The sequence below is a fragment of the Roseateles sp. genome, from assembly GCF_047654805.1.
In the GTDB taxonomy this organism is placed as follows: Bacteria; Pseudomonadota; Gammaproteobacteria; order Burkholderiales; family Burkholderiaceae_C; genus Pelomonas.
Genome location: NZ_JASGIV010000001.1, coordinates 168839 through 183904 on the forward strand (window position 1 = coordinate 168839; position 15066 = coordinate 183904).

Sequence of the window (15066 nt, forward strand, 5' to 3'; positions counted from 1 at the left end):
TCAGCGCTTGATGGCGGGTGCGATGGACTCGGCGCCCTTGGCGTTGACGCCCATGTAGACGCCAAGCGCCACCGTCACGTCGGACGCGAAGCCCGGGTAGGGGAAGCGCTGCTGGCGGAAGCAGTCGTTGAGGCGGCGCTGCATGCTCCACAGCTCGCCGCTGGAGACACGGTAGGCGGGCCAGGCGGCGAAGCCGACGCCGTCACCTGGGTTCTTGGTCAGGTCGGGCAGGTCCTGAAGGCGGATGCGCTTGCCCGGTTCGCCGTGGCAGCTTGCGCAGGAGAAGTCCATTGGCCCGCCGCGGTAGAAGAACGCGCGCTTGCCGAGCTCGTAGTACCGCTTCTCCTCGGCGTGCTTCTGCGGCAGCGCCATCTTCATGCCGCGCGACATGGACGAGATCCACGCCGCCAGCGCCGTGACGGAGGCCTGCTCGCCCTTGTCGAACGGCGTCTTGGCAATCTCCTCGGCGTCGTAGCCCTGCAGCATCTGCATGCAGGACAGCAGGCGCGACTCCAGGTCCTGCACCTTCTTCGTGTCGGGGAACCAGCGCGGCAGCTGCACCCATGCGCCCTTGACCACGCCGGGGCCGAGGCCCAGGTCGCAGGATTCCAAAGACACGTTCTTCGGCCCGCGCGGGGTCTTCCACAGCTCCTCGCCCTTGGCCTCGAAGAGCTCAGCGGGATTGCCGTCCTCGAGCATCTTGCGGTACTCGGCGATGCCGTCGGCGGCGGACTTGGGTTGCTGGGTCTGGGCCAGCAGCGGTACGGCCGCGAAGGCGGCGGTGGCTGCTGCGATGGCGGCCATCAGTCTTGTTGAGCGCATGTCCCCTCCAGTGGAGTGTTCAGGAAACGGTGGCTTCGTCGGTGCGGGTCTCGCCGCGGTTATCGCGCCAGGTAACGGCGATCTTGTCGCCGGCCTTGGCACCCTTCACGATGAACTGCAGGAAAGGGTTCTTGGACACTGACGGTCCCCACTCGGCGGTGAGGACGGGCTTTCCGTTGAGCTGTGCGGTGACTTCCTGGATGAACCAGGCGGGAATGGTCTTGCCGGCCGCGTCCTTGCGGAGGCCGGTCTCCATCTCGTGGCTCATCAGCACACGCACAGTGGTCTTGTCGCCGGCCGCCTGGGCCCGGATGCGCATCGGATCTGGCATGGTGTTCTCCTTCTATCTGAGTGTTGCTTCAGCCGCCGCAGCCGCCGAGGGTGACCTTGACTTCCTTCTGCGCGAACAGCACCTTGCCGTCGTTCATCAGCGCAACGGCGATGACGTTGGAGGACTGACCCATCTTCACGCGCGTCGTGAACGCGGGCTCGACGGATTCATTCACATCGAAGGCGGCCGACAGCACGCTCGGGTTCTTCTCGACCAGTATGAGCAAGCGCTTGGCACCGGGCAGCGTGGTGGACGCACCCACCGGCACGACGGCGCCGTTCTCGGCGATGTCCGGCGCGGTGACGGTGACGTCCTTGCTCTCGACGGGGGCGCCTGCTCCCAGGACCTTCAGCAGGTCGGCCAGGCTCTTGGCTTCGAAGGCCGCGGTCGGGTAGGCAGCCATGGCGGTCCGGGGCAGCAGGCCCAGGCCTCCCAGCATGAGGGCCACCTGCGCGGAGCGGGCAAGTGCGGTTCGACGGGTCAGCATGGGGTTCTCCTTGGTGTCATGCACGGGGTGGGGCGTTCAACGGCTGGCCGCGCCGGCGGCCAGCCAGGCGGCGATGGTCTTCAAATCTGCATCCGGAAGGGCCTGGGCCGGCATGGGGATAGGTCCCCAGACACCCTGGCCGCCGCTCTTGATCCGGCTCGCCAGATAGGCCTCGGCGTCGCTGCGCGAACCGTGCTTGGCCGCGATCTGCTTGAAGCCAGGACCGACCAGCTTCTGGTCCATGCCGTGGCAGGCCGTGCACGAATTCTTCTTGATGAGCGCCAGGGCGGCGGCGACATTGCCTGTTGCTGGCGCCTGGGCCGGCGTGACCGTGGGCGATGCCGTTACGGCTGGCGCCGGCGTCGCAGCGATGCTGATCGGGCCGTCGCGACGCGTCCCGGCCGGGCGGGTGGTGTCGATGCCACGCTGCGGGCCGACGAGGCGCTGCTGCTCGGCGAGGTTGCCGTTGTTGTTGCGCGCAAAGTCGGGCAGCAGCGAGGCCACTTTGGGTTCGGTGTCGCAGTCGCGCATGCAGGCCGTGGCCTTCACGTCTGGCGGTGCGGCCTTGCCCAGGCTCTTGCCGGGCCACATCGCGTGCGCCGTCGTCATGCCGTTGCGGTTGGGCATGCGCTTTTGCACGTCGGCGATGTTGGCGTCGGACAGCGTGAAGTCCTCGGGCACGATCCCGCCCAGGCTGAGCAGGTAGGCGGTGACTGCATAGACCTCGTCGGTCTTCAGCGACTTGGGCGCGTTCCACGGCATCGCCCGGTTGATGTAGTCCCACAGCGTGGACAGCGTGGCGACCTTCATCAGCGTCGTGCGGCCGGGGAAGGTGGTGTCGTTCAGCCGTGCGACGCGGCCGGCCTTGATGTCTTCAGCCGTCGTGCCGCCAACGAGCGGCGAGAACACCTCGTTGCTTTCGCCAAAGATGCCGTGGCAGGACGCGCACTTGGCCTCCCAGACCTCCTGGCCCAGGTTCACCGAGCCAGAGCCCTTGGGCAGGCCCTTGAAGTCGGGGCGCACGTCGATGTCCCAGGCCGCGATCTCGGCCTTGGTGGCCGTGCGACCGATACCGGGGTAGGCAGGCGCGGTGGCGGCCTGCTGGGCCCAGGCCGGGCCCAGTACCGCCAGCCCAAGCAGCGCTGCGGCGAACTTACGAGAGCTGGACATTGCGCACCTCGCCGCTTTCCTCCACCAGCCAGGACTGGATGGCGTTGTTGTGATAGATCGACCGTGTGCCGCGTACTGCGCGCAGCTGGCGGGTGCTGGGCTGCACGTAGCCGGTCTCGTCGGTGGCGCGGCTCTGCACGATGGCAGGCTTGCCATCCCATTGCCAGTCCAGCGTGAAGCGGGTCAGGCATTTGCTCATCACCGGATCCTGCAGCCGAGCGGTGCGCCAGTTGCGGCCGCCGTCGGTTGTCACGTCCACCTGCCTGATCTTGCCGCGGCCGGACCAGGCCAGCCCGCTGATCTGGTAGTAGCCCTTGTCGAGCAGCATCTGGCCGCCCGAAGGCGTCGTGACGACGCTCTTGCATTCCTGGGTGCTGGTGTACTGGCGATGCAGGCCACCGGGCATGAGGTCGATGTAGTGCACCGCCTCGTCCTTGGTGGCATAGGGCTGGTCGCCCACCTCCAGGCGGCGCAGGTACTTGACCCAGCTTACGCCCTGCACGCCCGGCACCACCAGGCGCAGCGGGTAGCCCTGCTCGGGGCGCAGCATCTCGCCGTTCTGGCCGTAGGCGACGAAGACCTCACCGCTCTCGACCAGTTCCATGGGCACGGTGCGTGTCATGCTGGAGCCATCAGCGCCCTCGGCGAGCACGTAGCGGGCGCGCTTGTAGTCCACGCCGCACAGGTCGAACAGCACGCGCAGTGGTACGCCTGTGAACTCGCTGCAGCTCAGCATGCCGTGGGTGTACTGGCAAGTGGGAACGGCCACGTTGCCCCACTCCATGCCGGTGTTGGCGCCGCATTCGATGAAGTGGAAGCGACTGACGCTGGGCAGGCGCATCAGCTCGTCCATCGTGAACACCAGAGGCCGCTTCAGCAGCGCGCTGTCGCTGCCGTTGATCATGAGCCGATGCTTGGACGGGTCGATGTCCCACCAGCCTTGGTGGTGGCGCTCGAAGTGCAGGCCGCTGGGCGTGACGATGCCGAACAGCGACTGCAGCGGCGCGAAGGAGACCGAGGCCTGCGTGGTCTGCGTCAGACCCGGGCTGGGGCGACGCTGCACATTGGCCTCGTACTTGGAGGGCTTGCCATAGCCATCCGTCACGACCGCCTGCCCCAGGCCCTGGCTGTGCTCGGGCAGGGTCAGGATGTTGGGATCTCCATCGGGAGCAGCCTGTGCCGCGACGGCGCTGCTGCCGGCCAGCGCCGCCGCGAAAGCGTTGCGCACAAAGTCGCGACGACCCTGCTTGGCCTCGTCGAAGACGGACCGGACGCCGTCCGGTGAAAGGAAGTTCTCCGGCGCCTTGCGAAGGCGGCCGGACTGGGAGGGGTCGTGGTTCAAGGCAGATTCCCGGAAGCTGTCGGGGCGGGCCGGGCGCTGCCCAGGCGGGTGACGCCGGCGTACCCCGCATCGGCATGGGCCGGCGAGGGGGGCGCCGCAAAGTCGGTGCACGGCATAAGAAGCCTTGTCTCCTGTGGGCTGGCATCCCGGCCAGGCCCTTGTTCATCCAGCGGGCACCTCAGCCGCTGGTCAGCCGCTTGGGGTGCCTTCATGGACGTTGATCTCCATCAACATCAGTGAATCATTATATTAACGATGATGGATGTTGCAGGGCCTGGTGGCAACCCTAGGCTCCGGAGGGGCACGCGGTGTGATCAGTGAAGGTTCGGCACGCAGGGCCCTTTGACTCGAAGGCGTGCTTCATGGGGCAGCGCTCGCCGGGCTGGTCAGGGTCTGGGGCTGCGCTGGCAGGACTGCAGGGGGACTTGGCGGCGGCTGCAGGCATGCGGCTTTGTCCGGCGGCACCCTTGGCGCGGAAGCGGGCGATGGCGTGCGGCGGCTGCGATTGCTGCCAGGGGACTGTCATGGACTGCCATGGGGCTGCCAGTTCGGTGGCATATGGCAGTCGATGGTGGCATGCAGTGCGCATCGCCGGCCAAGTCGCTGGTGCGGAATCCCGTTATGCCTCAATGGCTTGAGCATGTCGAGTGCTGCGTTGCCACGGCCTGGCACGCCTCTTGAAATGCCACTGGCTTGAGACACCGGCTGCTGCCGTTGCAACGGTGCATCGGCAATGTCCCAACGAGGAGACCTTGATGAAAGCAAATGAAGGAACCGTGGATCGGGGCCTGCGCGTCGTCGCCGGCTTGGCATTGATCGCGCTGGCCGCCACCGGCACCGTGGGTGCCTGGGGCTGGATCGGCGTCGTGCCGCTGCTGACCGGCATCGTGGGCTGGTGCCCGCTGTACGCGGTGCTGGGCATCAACACCTGTCGGCGTTGAGCGCCCGTCATCTGGAGATTCGCATGAACGATGCCTCCCGGACGCAGATCGAGGGCTTCTTCGACGCCGCGACCTGGACCGTCAGCTACCTGGTGCTTGACCGCCCGACGGGTCAATGCGCTCTCGTTGACAGCGTGCTGGACTACGACCCCAAGTCCGGCCGAACGTCCACCGCCAGCGCAGACCGCCTGATCGAGCGAGTGCGGCAGCTGGGCGCGCAGGTGCAGTGGATTCTCGAGACCCACGTGCACGCCGACCACCTGTCCGCCGCGCCCTATCTCCGCCAGGCGCTGGGCGGTAGGGTGGCCATAGGCTGCCACATCACGACTGTGCAGCAGGTCTTCGGCAAGCTGTTCAATGCCGGACCCGACTTTGCCCGCGATGGCCGCCAGTTCGACCACCTGTTCGGGGACGACGAGGGCTTCGCTATCGGCGGTCTGCAGGCGCGTGCGCTGCACACACCCGGCCATACGCCGGCCTGCATGACCTACGTGGTGACGGCTGGCGAGGGCGCCGAGGCGGACATTGCCGCCTTTGTCGGCGACACCCTCTTCATGCCCGACTACGGTACCGCGCGTTGCGACTTCCCCGGCGGTGACGCGCGTGCGCTGTACCGCTCCATCAACAAGGTGCTGAGCCTGCCGCCACAGACTCGCCTCTACATGTGCCACGACTACCAGCCCGGTGGCCGAGAGGTGCAGTTCATCTGCACGGTGGCCGACGAACGTGCCCACAACATCCACGTGCGCGACGGCATCAGCGAAGACAGCTTCGTCGCCATGCGCCAGGCCCGCGACGCGACGCTGGGCATGCCCACGCTGATCCTGCCTTCCGTGCAGGTGAACATGCGCGCCGGCGAGCTGCCGCCCGCCGAGGACAACGGCTTGCGCTACCTCAAGATCCCGCTCAACGCGGTCTGAGTCCCTGACAAGAAGACAAGGAGACAAACCATGGAACTCAAGACCCTGACGCCCGAGCTGTCGGTGGCGGCGCAGATTCACCCGCCCGACCTGCCTGCGATTGCCCGCGCGGGCTTCCGTACGCTGATCTGCAATCGTCCTGACGGCGAGGGAAACGACCAGCCAGTTTTTGCCGAACTTGAAGCAGCGGCCCGCGGGCTGGGCATCTCCATGCACTATCTGCCCGCCGAATCGGGCAAGGTCACCGACGAGCAGGGCCGCCAGTTCGGCGCGCTGATGGCCGTCAGCTCCAAGCCCGTGCTGGCCTTCTGCCGCACCGGCATGCGCTCGTCGACGATGTGGGCGCTGTCCCAGTCCGGTACGCTGCCGCTGCCCCAGATCATCGAGCGCGCCGCAGGCGCCGGCTACGACCTCAAGGGCGTGGTGCGCCGCCTCGCCAACGGCGGCAAGACGCCCGTGGAGGTGGCCGACGCGACGCACCAGGTCGTCATCATCGGTGGCGGCGCGGCCGGCATCGCGGTGGCGTCCAGCCTGCTGGCGCGCCAGCCGGACCTGGACATCGCCGTCATTGATCCTGCCGACGTGCACTACTACCAGCCCGGGTGGACACTGGTGGGCAGCGGGGTCTTCGATGCGTCGCGCACCGCGCGCACGATGGCCTCGGTACTGCCGCGCGGGGTTCACTGGCTGAAGGCCGCCGTGGCAGCCTTCGAGCCGGAGCGCGACGCGGTCATCCTCGACGGCTGTCGCGTCGTCAAGTACCGCCAGCTCATCGTCTGCCCCGGCCTGAAGCTGGACTGGCACGGCATTGACGGGCTCGTCGAGACCCTGGGCCGTCACGGCGTCACGTCCAACTACCGCTACGACCTGGCGCCCTACACCTGGCAGCTCGTGCGAGGGCTGAACGGCGGCCGTGCCATGTTCACCCAGCCACCCATGCCCATCAAGTGCGCCGGAGCGCCGCAGAAGGCGATGTACCTGTCGGCAGACCAATGGCGCCGGGCTGGCGTGCTGCGCGACGTGGACATCCAGTTCTGCAATGCCGGCGCCGTGCTCTTCGGCGTTCCCGACTATGTGCCTGCGCTGATGGAGTACGTGCAGGCGTACGGCATCCACCTGAACTTCGGCCAGTCGCTTGTCGCCATCGACGGGCCGGCACGCAAGGCCACCTTCAGCCAGGCGAACGCCGACGGTAGCAAGACCCAGGTGGTGCGCGAGTTCGACATGATCCACGTGGTGCCGCCGCAGAGGGCGCCGGACTTCATCCGCGTCAGCCCGCTGGCCGACGCGGCAGGCTGGGTGGACGTGGACCCGGCAACGCTGCGTCACAAGCGCTTTCCCAACGTCTTCGCGCTGGGGGATGCCGGCAACACCACCAATGCCAAGACGGCGGCCGCAGCCCGCAAGCAAGCACCCGTGGTGGCCCACAACGTGCTCGCTGCGCGCGGCGCGGCCAAGGGCGAGGCGCGCTACGACGGCTACGGCTCCTGTCCGCTGACGGTGGAACGGGGCAAGATCGTGCTGGCCGAATTCACCTACGGCGGCAAACTCGCGCCCAGCTTCCCTCGCTGGTTCATCGACGGTACGCGGCCATCACGCCTGGCTTGGTATCTGAAGGAGCGCATCTTGCCGCCGCTGTACTGGCAGGGCATGCTCAAGGGCCGCGAATGGCTGGCCCAACCCGAGATGGCGGGCTGAAGCTGTGGCTTGGGATGTTGCCGGCCTGAGCCTGCTGATGGGAGGCGTGGTCGGCGTCGTGCTGGCGCTGACGGGCGCCGGCGGCGGCATCCTGGCGGTGCCCTTGCTGGTGTTCGGCCTGCACCTGCAGATGGCCCAGGCAGCGCCCGTCGGCCTGCTCGCGGTAGGCCTGGCTGCGGCCATCGGCGCGCTGCTCGGGCTGAGGGAGGGGCTGGTGCGCTATAGGGCTGCCCTGATGATCGGGCTGACCGGCATGCTCGTGGCGCCGCTGGGGGTGTGGCTTGCACGCGAGCTGCCCAACGAGCCGGTGATGGCGGCATTCGCCGCCGTGCTGGGCTGGGTGGCTTGGCGCAACCTTGGCCTGGGTCGCAAGCCGGTAGACGCGGCGGCCGTCCAGGCGTCCAAGGCCCCGCTCTGCGCCATGAATCCGGCCACCGGGCGGTTGTCGTGGCGGGCGCCATGCACCGCGATGCTTGCGCTGACGGGCAGCCTGTCGGGCATGCTCAGCGGGCTGCTTGGGGTCGGGGGCGGCTTCGTCATCGCGCCCATGCTGTCTGGCATCAGCAACGTGCCGCCGCGCGGTGTGGTCGCGACGTCCATGGCGGTCATCGCGCTGGTGTCGGTGGGGGGCGTGCTAGGTGCGGCTACGCAGGGCGCGATGGCCTGGCCCGTGGCGCTGCCGTTCGCCGCGGGGGCGGTCCTCGCGCTATTGGTCGGCCGCCAGTTCAGCGCGCGCTGGAGCGGGGCGCGGTTGCAGCAGGCCTTCGGCGCCCTTGCGGCCGTAGTGGCCGTGCTGATGCTGCTGCGCGTCGCCGGATGGGCGGACCGCTAAGTCGTTGCTGCGCCGAAGCTGATCCTCAGCTTGCCGCCGACGACCTTCACGTCGCGCACGGCCCTTTTCGCCAACGCTCCCTTGGCGGTGCTGGCGTCCAACGTGTAGACGGGGCGGGAGCGCAACTGGGCGTTGATCACCGCCGGCCCGCGAAGCTTCACGAGAGCGGCGTACTCGTCGGGTAGACCGGCGAACTCCAGAGTGGTGATCTGCAGGTCGTCCAGGAAGAGCTGGCCCTCGCCGGGCACGTAGCGCGGCCGGCCGGAGAAGCCAACGCGGCCCGTGTACTCGCGCCCGCTCAGCCCCACCTTGGTGTCGACCGTGAGGCCGATGCGGTCCTCTCCCTCGGTCAGCACGACGACGGGGTTGGACAAGTCCAGGCAGGCGACGACGAGCTTGCATTGATGCGTGGGGAAGCGCGGCGCGATGCGCGCCTGCAGCTCGGCCTGCTCGATGTCGAGATGGCCGTCAGCCAGGTGGTTGACGGCTGCGCAGGTGGCGAGCGCCACGGCGGCGAGCAGGGCGGCGGTGATGGCAGCGAGACGGCGGGACATGGCGCCAAGGCTACGCCATCCCCGCCGCGCCTGCGTCACAGCTTGTAGGTCAGACCCACGTTGAAGCGCCGTCCGAACTGGAAGTTGGTCTGGTGCCACGGATTGAGCGGGTCGGTATAGGTCACGCGCTGGTTGGTTGCGTTCTCGACGCCCAAGCGCAGCTGCAGCTGCGACGTGAGCTGCTGCGACACATTGGCCGACACCCAGGTCTCGGCGCCGTTGATCTGGAAGGCGGTTGAATCCCAGGTCGGCGCGCGGTTGTAGGCCGAGTGGTGGTTTGCGGCCAGGCGGGCCTCGAAGCCGTTGCGGGCGTACCAGAGCGTCAGGCCGCCGTTGCTCTTCATCAGTCCATTGGTGGCGATGGGGTTGAAGCTGCCGCCGCTACGGTCGCCGTTCTCCTTGATGTTGCTGTCGGTGTAGGTGTAGTTGGCCATCAGGCCGAGGCTGTTCCAGGGCGCCGGCAGTCCGGTGAAGGCTTGCTGGTAGACCAGCTCTATGCCCTTGACGTTGCCGCCTTCGCGGTTGACCTGCTGCGTGTAGTAGGCCGGCTTGCCGTTGAAGCTGCCGGCGACTGACGCGATGCCGATGTAGTCACTGACCTTCTTGAAGAACAGGCCCACCGAGGCCAGGCTGTCCTTGTCGAAGAAGCGCTGGTAGGTCAGGTCGACCTGGCTGGCCATCATGGGCTTGAGCAGCGGGTTACCCCCCGAGACCGTCGTGGGGTTGACGCCATTGGGGTCGATGCTGACGGTGTGCGCGGCGTTCATGACATCCAGCGGCGCGCGAGCCATGGCTCGCGAGACGCCGAAGCGCAGCTGGTTCACGTCCTCCGAGTCGAGGTTGAGGATGAGGTTGAGGCTGGGCAGGAAGCGCGTGTAGCTCGTGCCGGCGGACACCGGCGTGGGCGTGCCGCCGTTGAGCTGCTCCATGCCGTAGCCGGTCTGGCGGCTGTGCACGGCACGCAGGCCCAGGTTGCCGCGGTAGCTCAGGTCGCCGAAGGCGCTGCCGCTCAGGTCGGCCTGAGCGAAGGCCGCTGTGCTGCTTTCCTTGGCTCGCCAGTTGTTTTGCACCATGTCGCCGGTGGTGGGGCTGCGGCCGTCGGCGCTGAGGGCGGCGGTGCCGAAGTACTTGGGTACGGCATTGTCGAAGCCTTCAGCGAACTCGATGAAGTCGGGCCGGCCGGCGACGCTCACGCGCCGGAATGCGCTGGTCGGGATGGTGGCCGCCGAAGCGTAGTTCCACGAGGTCTGGGCATAAGACTTCTCGCGTTGCGTGGCGCGCAGGCCGAACTTGAGCCGGCTGAAATCGCCCCACTTCACGGCGCGGCTGGCGTTGAACTGTTGTGAGTTCAGCGCGTCGTTTAGCTTGCCGGCATAGGTAGGCCCCCAGGTCTCGAAGACGTTGGTGGAGAAGGCGGCCGGGTCGCCGGAGTCGCGGCTGAATCTGTAGGTCATCCAGCCGTCGCGTGGGAAGCTCCAGGTCACGGATCCGGGCTGCAGCATGCTCATCTGCACGGCGGTCCACATCGTGTCGCGTCCAGCGGTGGAGCGTGCGATGTCAGCGTCCAGATTCCAGTCGTCGAGCTTGAACTTGCCGTTCAGGCCTGCGGCGAAGTTGCGCATGTTCTGCTTCCAGCGGGCGTTCAGGTTGTCCAGGTTGACGTCTGCCACCGTCGCGCCGGTCACGTAGCCGCCATCGGTCGTGACCTTGCTGAAGGCGCCGCTTTGCCAGCCGTCCCAGTTGCCGACGTTGCCTTCCACGTGCACCAGCGTGGGCTCGAGGATGTTGGAGCGGGCGGCATAGACGTCGCCCGTGATGGCCACGTTGGCGTTGGGCCGGTACTCAATCTTGCCCAGCAGGCTGGAGCGTTTGTCGGTGCCTTTCTTTACGCCGTTCTGGAAGCCCCAGGGTGTCTTGTCCACCTTGCCGTCGCCAGTCACGTCGGCGGAGTGCTCCTCGTTGAAGCCCCAGTTGTCGACACGATCCTCCAGCGAGGGCTGGTCGTAGTAGCTGAAGGCCAGAGCCACGCCGACGGTGCGGTCGGCGAACTGATCCACGTAGATGCCGCCCAGGCGGGGCGCGTACTTCTTTGCGCCCTGGATGTCCTTGCCGAGCTGGTAGTACAGCGCGTCAGCCTTCAGCGAAACCGTGCGTTCGCGGTAAGCCAACGGCTGCACGGTTTGCAGGTCAATGGTGGTGGCGATGCCGCCTTCGACGATTTCTGCGGATTGCGTCTTGTAGACCGTCGCACCTGATACCGACTCCGAGGGAAACATCTCGAAGCGCACCGCACGGTCGGGCTCGGAGGAGGCGAATTCGCGGCCATTCAGCGTTGCACCGACGAAGCGCGGGCCCAGGCCGCGAGCGACGATCTGGCTGGCATTGCCGCGGTCGATGCCGGCGGACAGGCCCGGCAGCCGCGCCAGGGACTCGGCGATGGTCGTGTCGGGCAGCTTGCCGATGTCCTCCGACGCGATGACCTCAATCATGCTGTTGGACGCTTCCTTGGTGTCCAGCGCCTTGCGCACTGAGGCGCGGATGCCGCTGACGACAACGGTGTCCAGCTTGTCGGCAGCGTTGTCATTTGGGGTGGGTGCGCCAGTCTGGGCGGTGGCCGGCAGCAGCACGAGGGCTTGTAGCAGCAGGGCAAGCCGAGTTGGCTTGAAAAGGGTCTTGGGCATGGATGTCTCCGTAGGTTTTTCTAGTGACGACGGCCCTCTCGGGGGCCGGCTGAAAACCATGGTACGGAGCGGTTACATGCGCCAGATATGACTTCTTTGCGCGCAGCTATCTTGATTTCGGAATGCGTGACGGCGTGGCCACAGCCCCCGCCCGGCCGGGGGCGTGCGCCCCGGTTTCGGCTCAGCTGCCTTGCAGCCAGCTTGCAGCCAGCCCCAGCACCGCGCACGAGGCCAGCAGCGGCATGATGCCCAGCCTGAAGCGGAACAGCGCGATGCTGGCTCCGACGGCGATCAGCGCCGGGATCGTGTCGATGCGCCCGGTCAGCCCTTTCGGCCACAGTACATGCCAGGCGAAGAACAGCGCCAGGTTCAGGATGACGCCGACGACGGCGGCTGTGACCGCCGTCAGCGGGGCAGTGAACTGCAACTGGCCGTGCGTGGACTCGATGACCGGGCCGCCTGCCAGGATGAACACGAAGGACGGCAGGAAGGTGAAGAAAGTGACCACGCCGGCGGCCGCCGCGCCGGCCAGGAAGAGGGCATCGGGGCCGAACAGCTGCTTCGTCCAGCCGCCCACGAAGCCGACAAAGGCCACCACCATGATCAGCGGCCCCGGTGTCGTCTCCCCGAGGGCCAGGCCGTCGATCATCTGTGTGCCCGTCAGCCACTGGTGCTGCTCCACGGCGCCCTGGTAGACATAGGGCAGTACGGCGTAGGCGCCGCCGAAAGTCAGCAGCGCCGCCTTGGTGAAGAACCAGCCCATCTGCGTCAGCGCCCCCTGCACGCCGCAGACCAGCATCAGGGCTGCCATCGCGGCCGCCCACAGCCCGAGGCCGGCGGCCAGCACGCGCGCCAGCCGGGTACGGCCGAAGTGGGCGTGGGCCGGCGTGGGTGTAGCGTCGTCGATGAGCGCCGGGCCATGGCCGGGTCCTTCCGTACCTGGGGCGCCGCCGGGTGTGAAGACCTGCGGCGCCCATCGGCCGCCGAAATGCCCGACGAGGGCAGCGGTCAGCACGATGAGCGGGAAGGGCGCGTCCAGTGCAAAGATGGCGACAAAGGCCGCAGCGGCGATGGCCCAGAGCCATGCGTTCTTCAATGCACGCGTGCCAATGCGGTGGGCCGCGTGCAGAACCAGCGCCGTCACGGCCGGCTTGAGGCCGTAGAACAGCCCGGCCACCAGCGGCAGTTGGCCCCAGGCCAGGTAGATCCAGGACAGCGCGACCAGGATGAACAGTGATGGAAGAACGAAGAGCGCACCGGCCACCAGCCCGCCCCGGGTGCCGTGCATCAGCCAGCCGATGTAGGTGGCCAGCTGCTGGGCTTCGGGGCCGGGTAGCAGCATGCAGTAGTTCAGGGCATGCAGGAAACGCCGCTCGCTGATCCAGCGGCGCCGCTCCACCAGCTCTGTGTGCATGATGGCGATCTGGCCGGCCGGCCCGCCAAAGCTGACGAAACCGAGCCTGAGCCAGAAGCGCAGGGCTTCCCAGAAGCCGACGGGGCAGGGCGGGGAGGTGGCGATGGCTGTGTCTCCGGCGGGCGGGGTGAGGTGGCAATGTAGGTCCTGGTGCCTGTCCTGCCTTGCCTGATGTCTCGCGGCGCTTTTGGCATGCGTTCAGTCGTGAACTTGATCGCCGTGGGGGTTTGTCTGGCGTTAACGTTGCCCCACTGTTTGTCTCCTCCTCCCGCCAAGGGTGGATTCAGCCCTTCGGACCGCTCCGCCGGCCGAAGGGTTTTTCTTGGGCGCTCCACTGCGGCGCCCCGGCGGCTGCGATCTCCGCAGAGTTGGGGATCCGTTCGGGGCGACCCCGTGGCGCCGCAAGCGGATATGCCCGAGGCTGGCGCCCGCCGACATCGGGTGCCCAGCCCAGGGGAGAGTTCATGACGTCCGTGGTGATCACCGGGAGCCGCTACCTGGTTCGTCCGGAGCAGGCCGACCAGTTCGGGCCCTTCGAGAAGACCTTTCTCGCCGAGGGCGATTCCTGGATGGACGCCAGCGCAGCGGTCCAGGGCTCGCTGCCCTACTACCTCGCCGAAGAGTTCAACCGGCGGGGCAAGACCCACCTCATCATCAACATTTCTACCTCAGGCCAGACGCTGCAGCGCATCTCCGCGACCATGAGTGGCGACTACCTATGGTGGCTGAAGCAGTTGCGCTACGACGCCGTCCTGCTCAGCGCCGGCGGCAACGACTTCATCGACGCAGCCCGCGATGAGGCGGCGGGCGAAGGCTTGCTGCGCGACATGCAGGGCCAGCCCCTGCCCGCCGATGGCTACGAATGCGTCCGCCAGGAGGCCCTGAGGAGCTTGGTCGATGGTTTCCTGAACCCCAATTTCGCAGCCATGTACGACGCGCTGCGGGCCAGCTCCAGAAACGCGGGCACACCCCTGCTGCTGAACTGCTACGACACGCCGGTCGCCCGTAATGCGCCGGCCATACCCGGCCTGGTCGGCCCCTGGCTGTGGACGGCCTACCGCAGCAACCACATCGACCCGTCGCTGTGGCCGTCCCTGACTCAGGGGCTGTTCAGGGACATCAAGGCCGCGGTCGAGGGGTGGGCCATCGGGCGCACTGGCGTCGAGCTGATGCCCACCACTGGCGTGCTGACCCCGGCCTCGCCCGACGCCACTGGCAGCAGCGGCGACTGGAAGAACGAGATCCACCCCAACGCCAGAGGCTGGCGCAAGCAGGCCAGCATCTGGGCCGACCGACTGGCCTGAGACGGGGTGGCGCCCGGCGCCGTCACGCCCTTGTCACGCAGCGCGACCAGCATCGCCGGTTTTGCAATGCCGCGTCGCATGAAGCTGCTGCCTGTCCTGCTGGCCCTGAGCGGCCTGATCACCTCCACATCGGCCGCCCTCGCTGCCGAGGCCCCGCTGGAGCTGGGCTTCGGCGACTTCTTCGTGCAGCCTGCCGGCCCGCGCGGCCTGGAGCCGACGGCCCGATTGCTCGCCGCCCGCGGCCGTGAAGTTCGCCTGGTCGGCTTCATGGTGCAGCGCGAGCATGTGCAGCCGGGACGTTTTCTGCTGACGCCGCGACCGGTCGCCATGTCCGAGCATGCCGACGGCGAGGCCGATGACCTGCCTGCCGCCACCGTCACCGTGCTGCTGCCTGAGGCCCAGCGCGGCCGCGTCGTAGCCCACCAGGCCGGGCCGCTGGCGCTGAGCGGCCGCCTCGAGTACGGCGCGGCCGAGGACGAGACCGGCCGCGTTTCCTGGCTGCGCCTGCACCTCGCGTCCGACGCGCTGGCCGCCCAGCCCGCCGCCGCGGCAACAGCCCATTCGCATTGA

Annotated in this window: 14 protein-coding genes; 6 read left to right on the forward strand and 8 right to left on the reverse strand. The window is 67.6% G+C overall.

The features are described from left to right. From soxA to soxC, 5 genes are read right to left on the reverse strand one after another with little or no spacing between them, the layout of a single operon-like run. Positions 1–822 carry a sulfur oxidation c-type cytochrome SoxA gene (gene soxA / locus QM732_RS00780; protein WP_415654311.1) on the reverse strand — a complete coding sequence of 274 codons (822 nt, stop codon included), beginning with the start codon at positions 820–822 and terminating at the stop codon, positions 1–3. 19 nt (positions 823–841) lie between these two features. Continuing rightward, a complete protein-coding gene (gene soxZ, locus QM732_RS00785) occupies positions 842–1153 on the reverse strand; it encodes a thiosulfate oxidation carrier complex protein SoxZ (protein ID WP_415654312.1) in 312 nt (103 codons plus the stop codon). A 28-nt stretch (positions 1154–1181) separates the two neighbouring features. Beyond that, entirely contained in the window at positions 1182–1640 is a 459-nt protein-coding gene (soxY, locus tag QM732_RS00790; protein ID WP_415654313.1) for a thiosulfate oxidation carrier protein SoxY, read from the reverse strand. Positions 1641–1676: 36 nt separating this feature from the next. Then, complete coding sequence (locus tag QM732_RS00795) at positions 1677–2810, reverse strand: c-type cytochrome (RefSeq protein WP_415654314.1); 1134 nt, start codon at positions 2808–2810, stop codon at positions 1677–1679. Further along, positions 2794–4152, reverse strand: a complete 1359-nt coding sequence (gene soxC, locus QM732_RS00800) for a sulfite dehydrogenase (protein WP_415654315.1) — start codon at positions 4150–4152, stop codon at positions 2794–2796. The genes QM732_RS00795 and soxC overlap by 17 nt, the downstream gene beginning before the upstream one ends. Positions 4153–4907: 755 nt before the next feature. Here soxC and QM732_RS00805 point away from each other — a divergent pair. Genes QM732_RS00805 through QM732_RS00820 form a run of 4 tightly spaced genes read left to right on the forward strand, consistent with a single transcriptional unit; the run spans position 4908 to position 8543 of the window. Beyond that, entirely contained in the window at positions 4908–5093 is a 186-nt protein-coding gene (locus QM732_RS00805; protein ID WP_415654316.1) for a DUF2892 domain-containing protein, read from the forward strand. 23 nt (positions 5094–5116) lie between these two features. Then, the gene (locus QM732_RS00810; protein ID WP_415654317.1) at positions 5117–6013 is read left to right on the forward strand and encodes an MBL fold metallo-hydrolase; all 897 of its coding nucleotides are present in this window, start codon (positions 5117–5119) and stop codon (positions 6011–6013) included. Between the two features lie 30 nt (positions 6014–6043). Further along, positions 6044–7711, forward strand: a complete 1668-nt coding sequence (locus QM732_RS00815) for a TIGR01244 family sulfur transferase (RefSeq protein ID WP_415654318.1) — start codon at positions 6044–6046, stop codon at positions 7709–7711. A 37-nt stretch (positions 7712–7748) separates the two neighbouring features. After that, entirely contained in the window at positions 7749–8543 is a 795-nt protein-coding gene (locus QM732_RS00820) for a sulfite exporter TauE/SafE family protein (RefSeq protein ID WP_415659314.1), read from the forward strand. Here the strand turns inward: QM732_RS00820 and QM732_RS00825 are convergent. From QM732_RS00825 to chrA, 3 genes are all read right to left on the reverse strand, one after another. Further along, positions 8540–9097 (reverse strand): DUF1439 domain-containing protein, encoded by a 558-nt coding sequence (locus QM732_RS00825; RefSeq protein ID WP_415654319.1) that lies wholly within the window; start codon positions 9095–9097, stop codon positions 8540–8542. The genes QM732_RS00820 and QM732_RS00825 overlap by 4 nt on opposite strands. 35 nt (positions 9098–9132) lie before the next feature. Continuing rightward, complete coding sequence (locus QM732_RS00830; protein WP_415654320.1) at positions 9133–11778, reverse strand: TonB-dependent receptor; 2646 nt, start codon at positions 11776–11778, stop codon at positions 9133–9135. 181 nt (positions 11779–11959) lie between these two features. After that, positions 11960–13297, reverse strand: a complete 1338-nt coding sequence (chrA, locus tag QM732_RS00835) for a chromate efflux transporter (RefSeq protein ID WP_415659315.1) — start codon at positions 13295–13297, stop codon at positions 11960–11962. 359 nt (positions 13298–13656) lie between these two features. Here chrA and QM732_RS00840 point away from each other — a divergent pair, with 359 nt between their 5' ends. Both QM732_RS00840 and QM732_RS00845 read left to right on the forward strand, forming a co-directional pair. Then, positions 13657–14496: an SGNH/GDSL hydrolase family protein gene (locus QM732_RS00840; RefSeq protein ID WP_415654321.1), complete on the forward strand. Its 840-nt coding sequence runs from the start codon at positions 13657–13659 to the stop codon at positions 14494–14496. Between the two features lie 78 nt (positions 14497–14574). Further along, positions 14575–15066 (forward strand): hypothetical protein, encoded by a 492-nt coding sequence (locus QM732_RS00845; RefSeq protein WP_415654322.1) that lies wholly within the window; start codon positions 14575–14577, stop codon positions 15064–15066.

Excerpts from the sequence above, each read along its gene's own strand:
- QM732_RS00840 (WP_415654321.1), top strand. The coding sequence starts at position 13,657 with ATGACGTCCGTGGTGATCACCGGGAGCCGCTACCTGGTTCGTCCGGAG.
- QM732_RS00845 (WP_415654322.1), top strand. The coding sequence starts at position 14,575 with ATGAAGCTGCTGCCTGTCCTGCTGGCCCTGAGCGGCCTGATCACCTCC.
- soxA (WP_415654311.1), bottom strand. The coding sequence starts at position 822 with ATGCGCTCAACAAGACTGATGGCCGCCATCGCAGCAGCCACCGCCGCC.
- QM732_RS00820 (WP_415659314.1), top strand. The coding sequence starts at position 7,749 with ATGGGAGGCGTGGTCGGCGTCGTGCTGGCGCTGACGGGCGCCGGCGGC.
- soxY (WP_415654313.1), bottom strand. The coding sequence starts at position 1,640 with ATGCTGACCCGTCGAACCGCACTTGCCCGCTCCGCGCAGGTGGCCCTC.
- QM732_RS00805 (WP_415654316.1), top strand. The coding sequence starts at position 4,908 with ATGAAAGCAAATGAAGGAACCGTGGATCGGGGCCTGCGCGTCGTCGCC.
- QM732_RS00825 (WP_415654319.1), bottom strand. The coding sequence starts at position 9,097 with ATGTCCCGCCGTCTCGCTGCCATCACCGCCGCCCTGCTCGCCGCCGTG.
- QM732_RS00830 (WP_415654320.1), bottom strand. The coding sequence starts at position 11,778 with ATGCCCAAGACCCTTTTCAAGCCAACTCGGCTTGCCCTGCTGCTACAA.
- QM732_RS00795 (WP_415654314.1), bottom strand. The coding sequence starts at position 2,810 with ATGTCCAGCTCTCGTAAGTTCGCCGCAGCGCTGCTTGGGCTGGCGGTA.
- QM732_RS00810 (WP_415654317.1), top strand. The coding sequence starts at position 5,117 with ATGAACGATGCCTCCCGGACGCAGATCGAGGGCTTCTTCGACGCCGCG.
- QM732_RS00815 (WP_415654318.1), top strand. The coding sequence starts at position 6,044 with ATGGAACTCAAGACCCTGACGCCCGAGCTGTCGGTGGCGGCGCAGATT.
- soxZ (WP_415654312.1), bottom strand. The coding sequence starts at position 1,153 with ATGCCAGATCCGATGCGCATCCGGGCCCAGGCGGCCGGCGACAAGACC.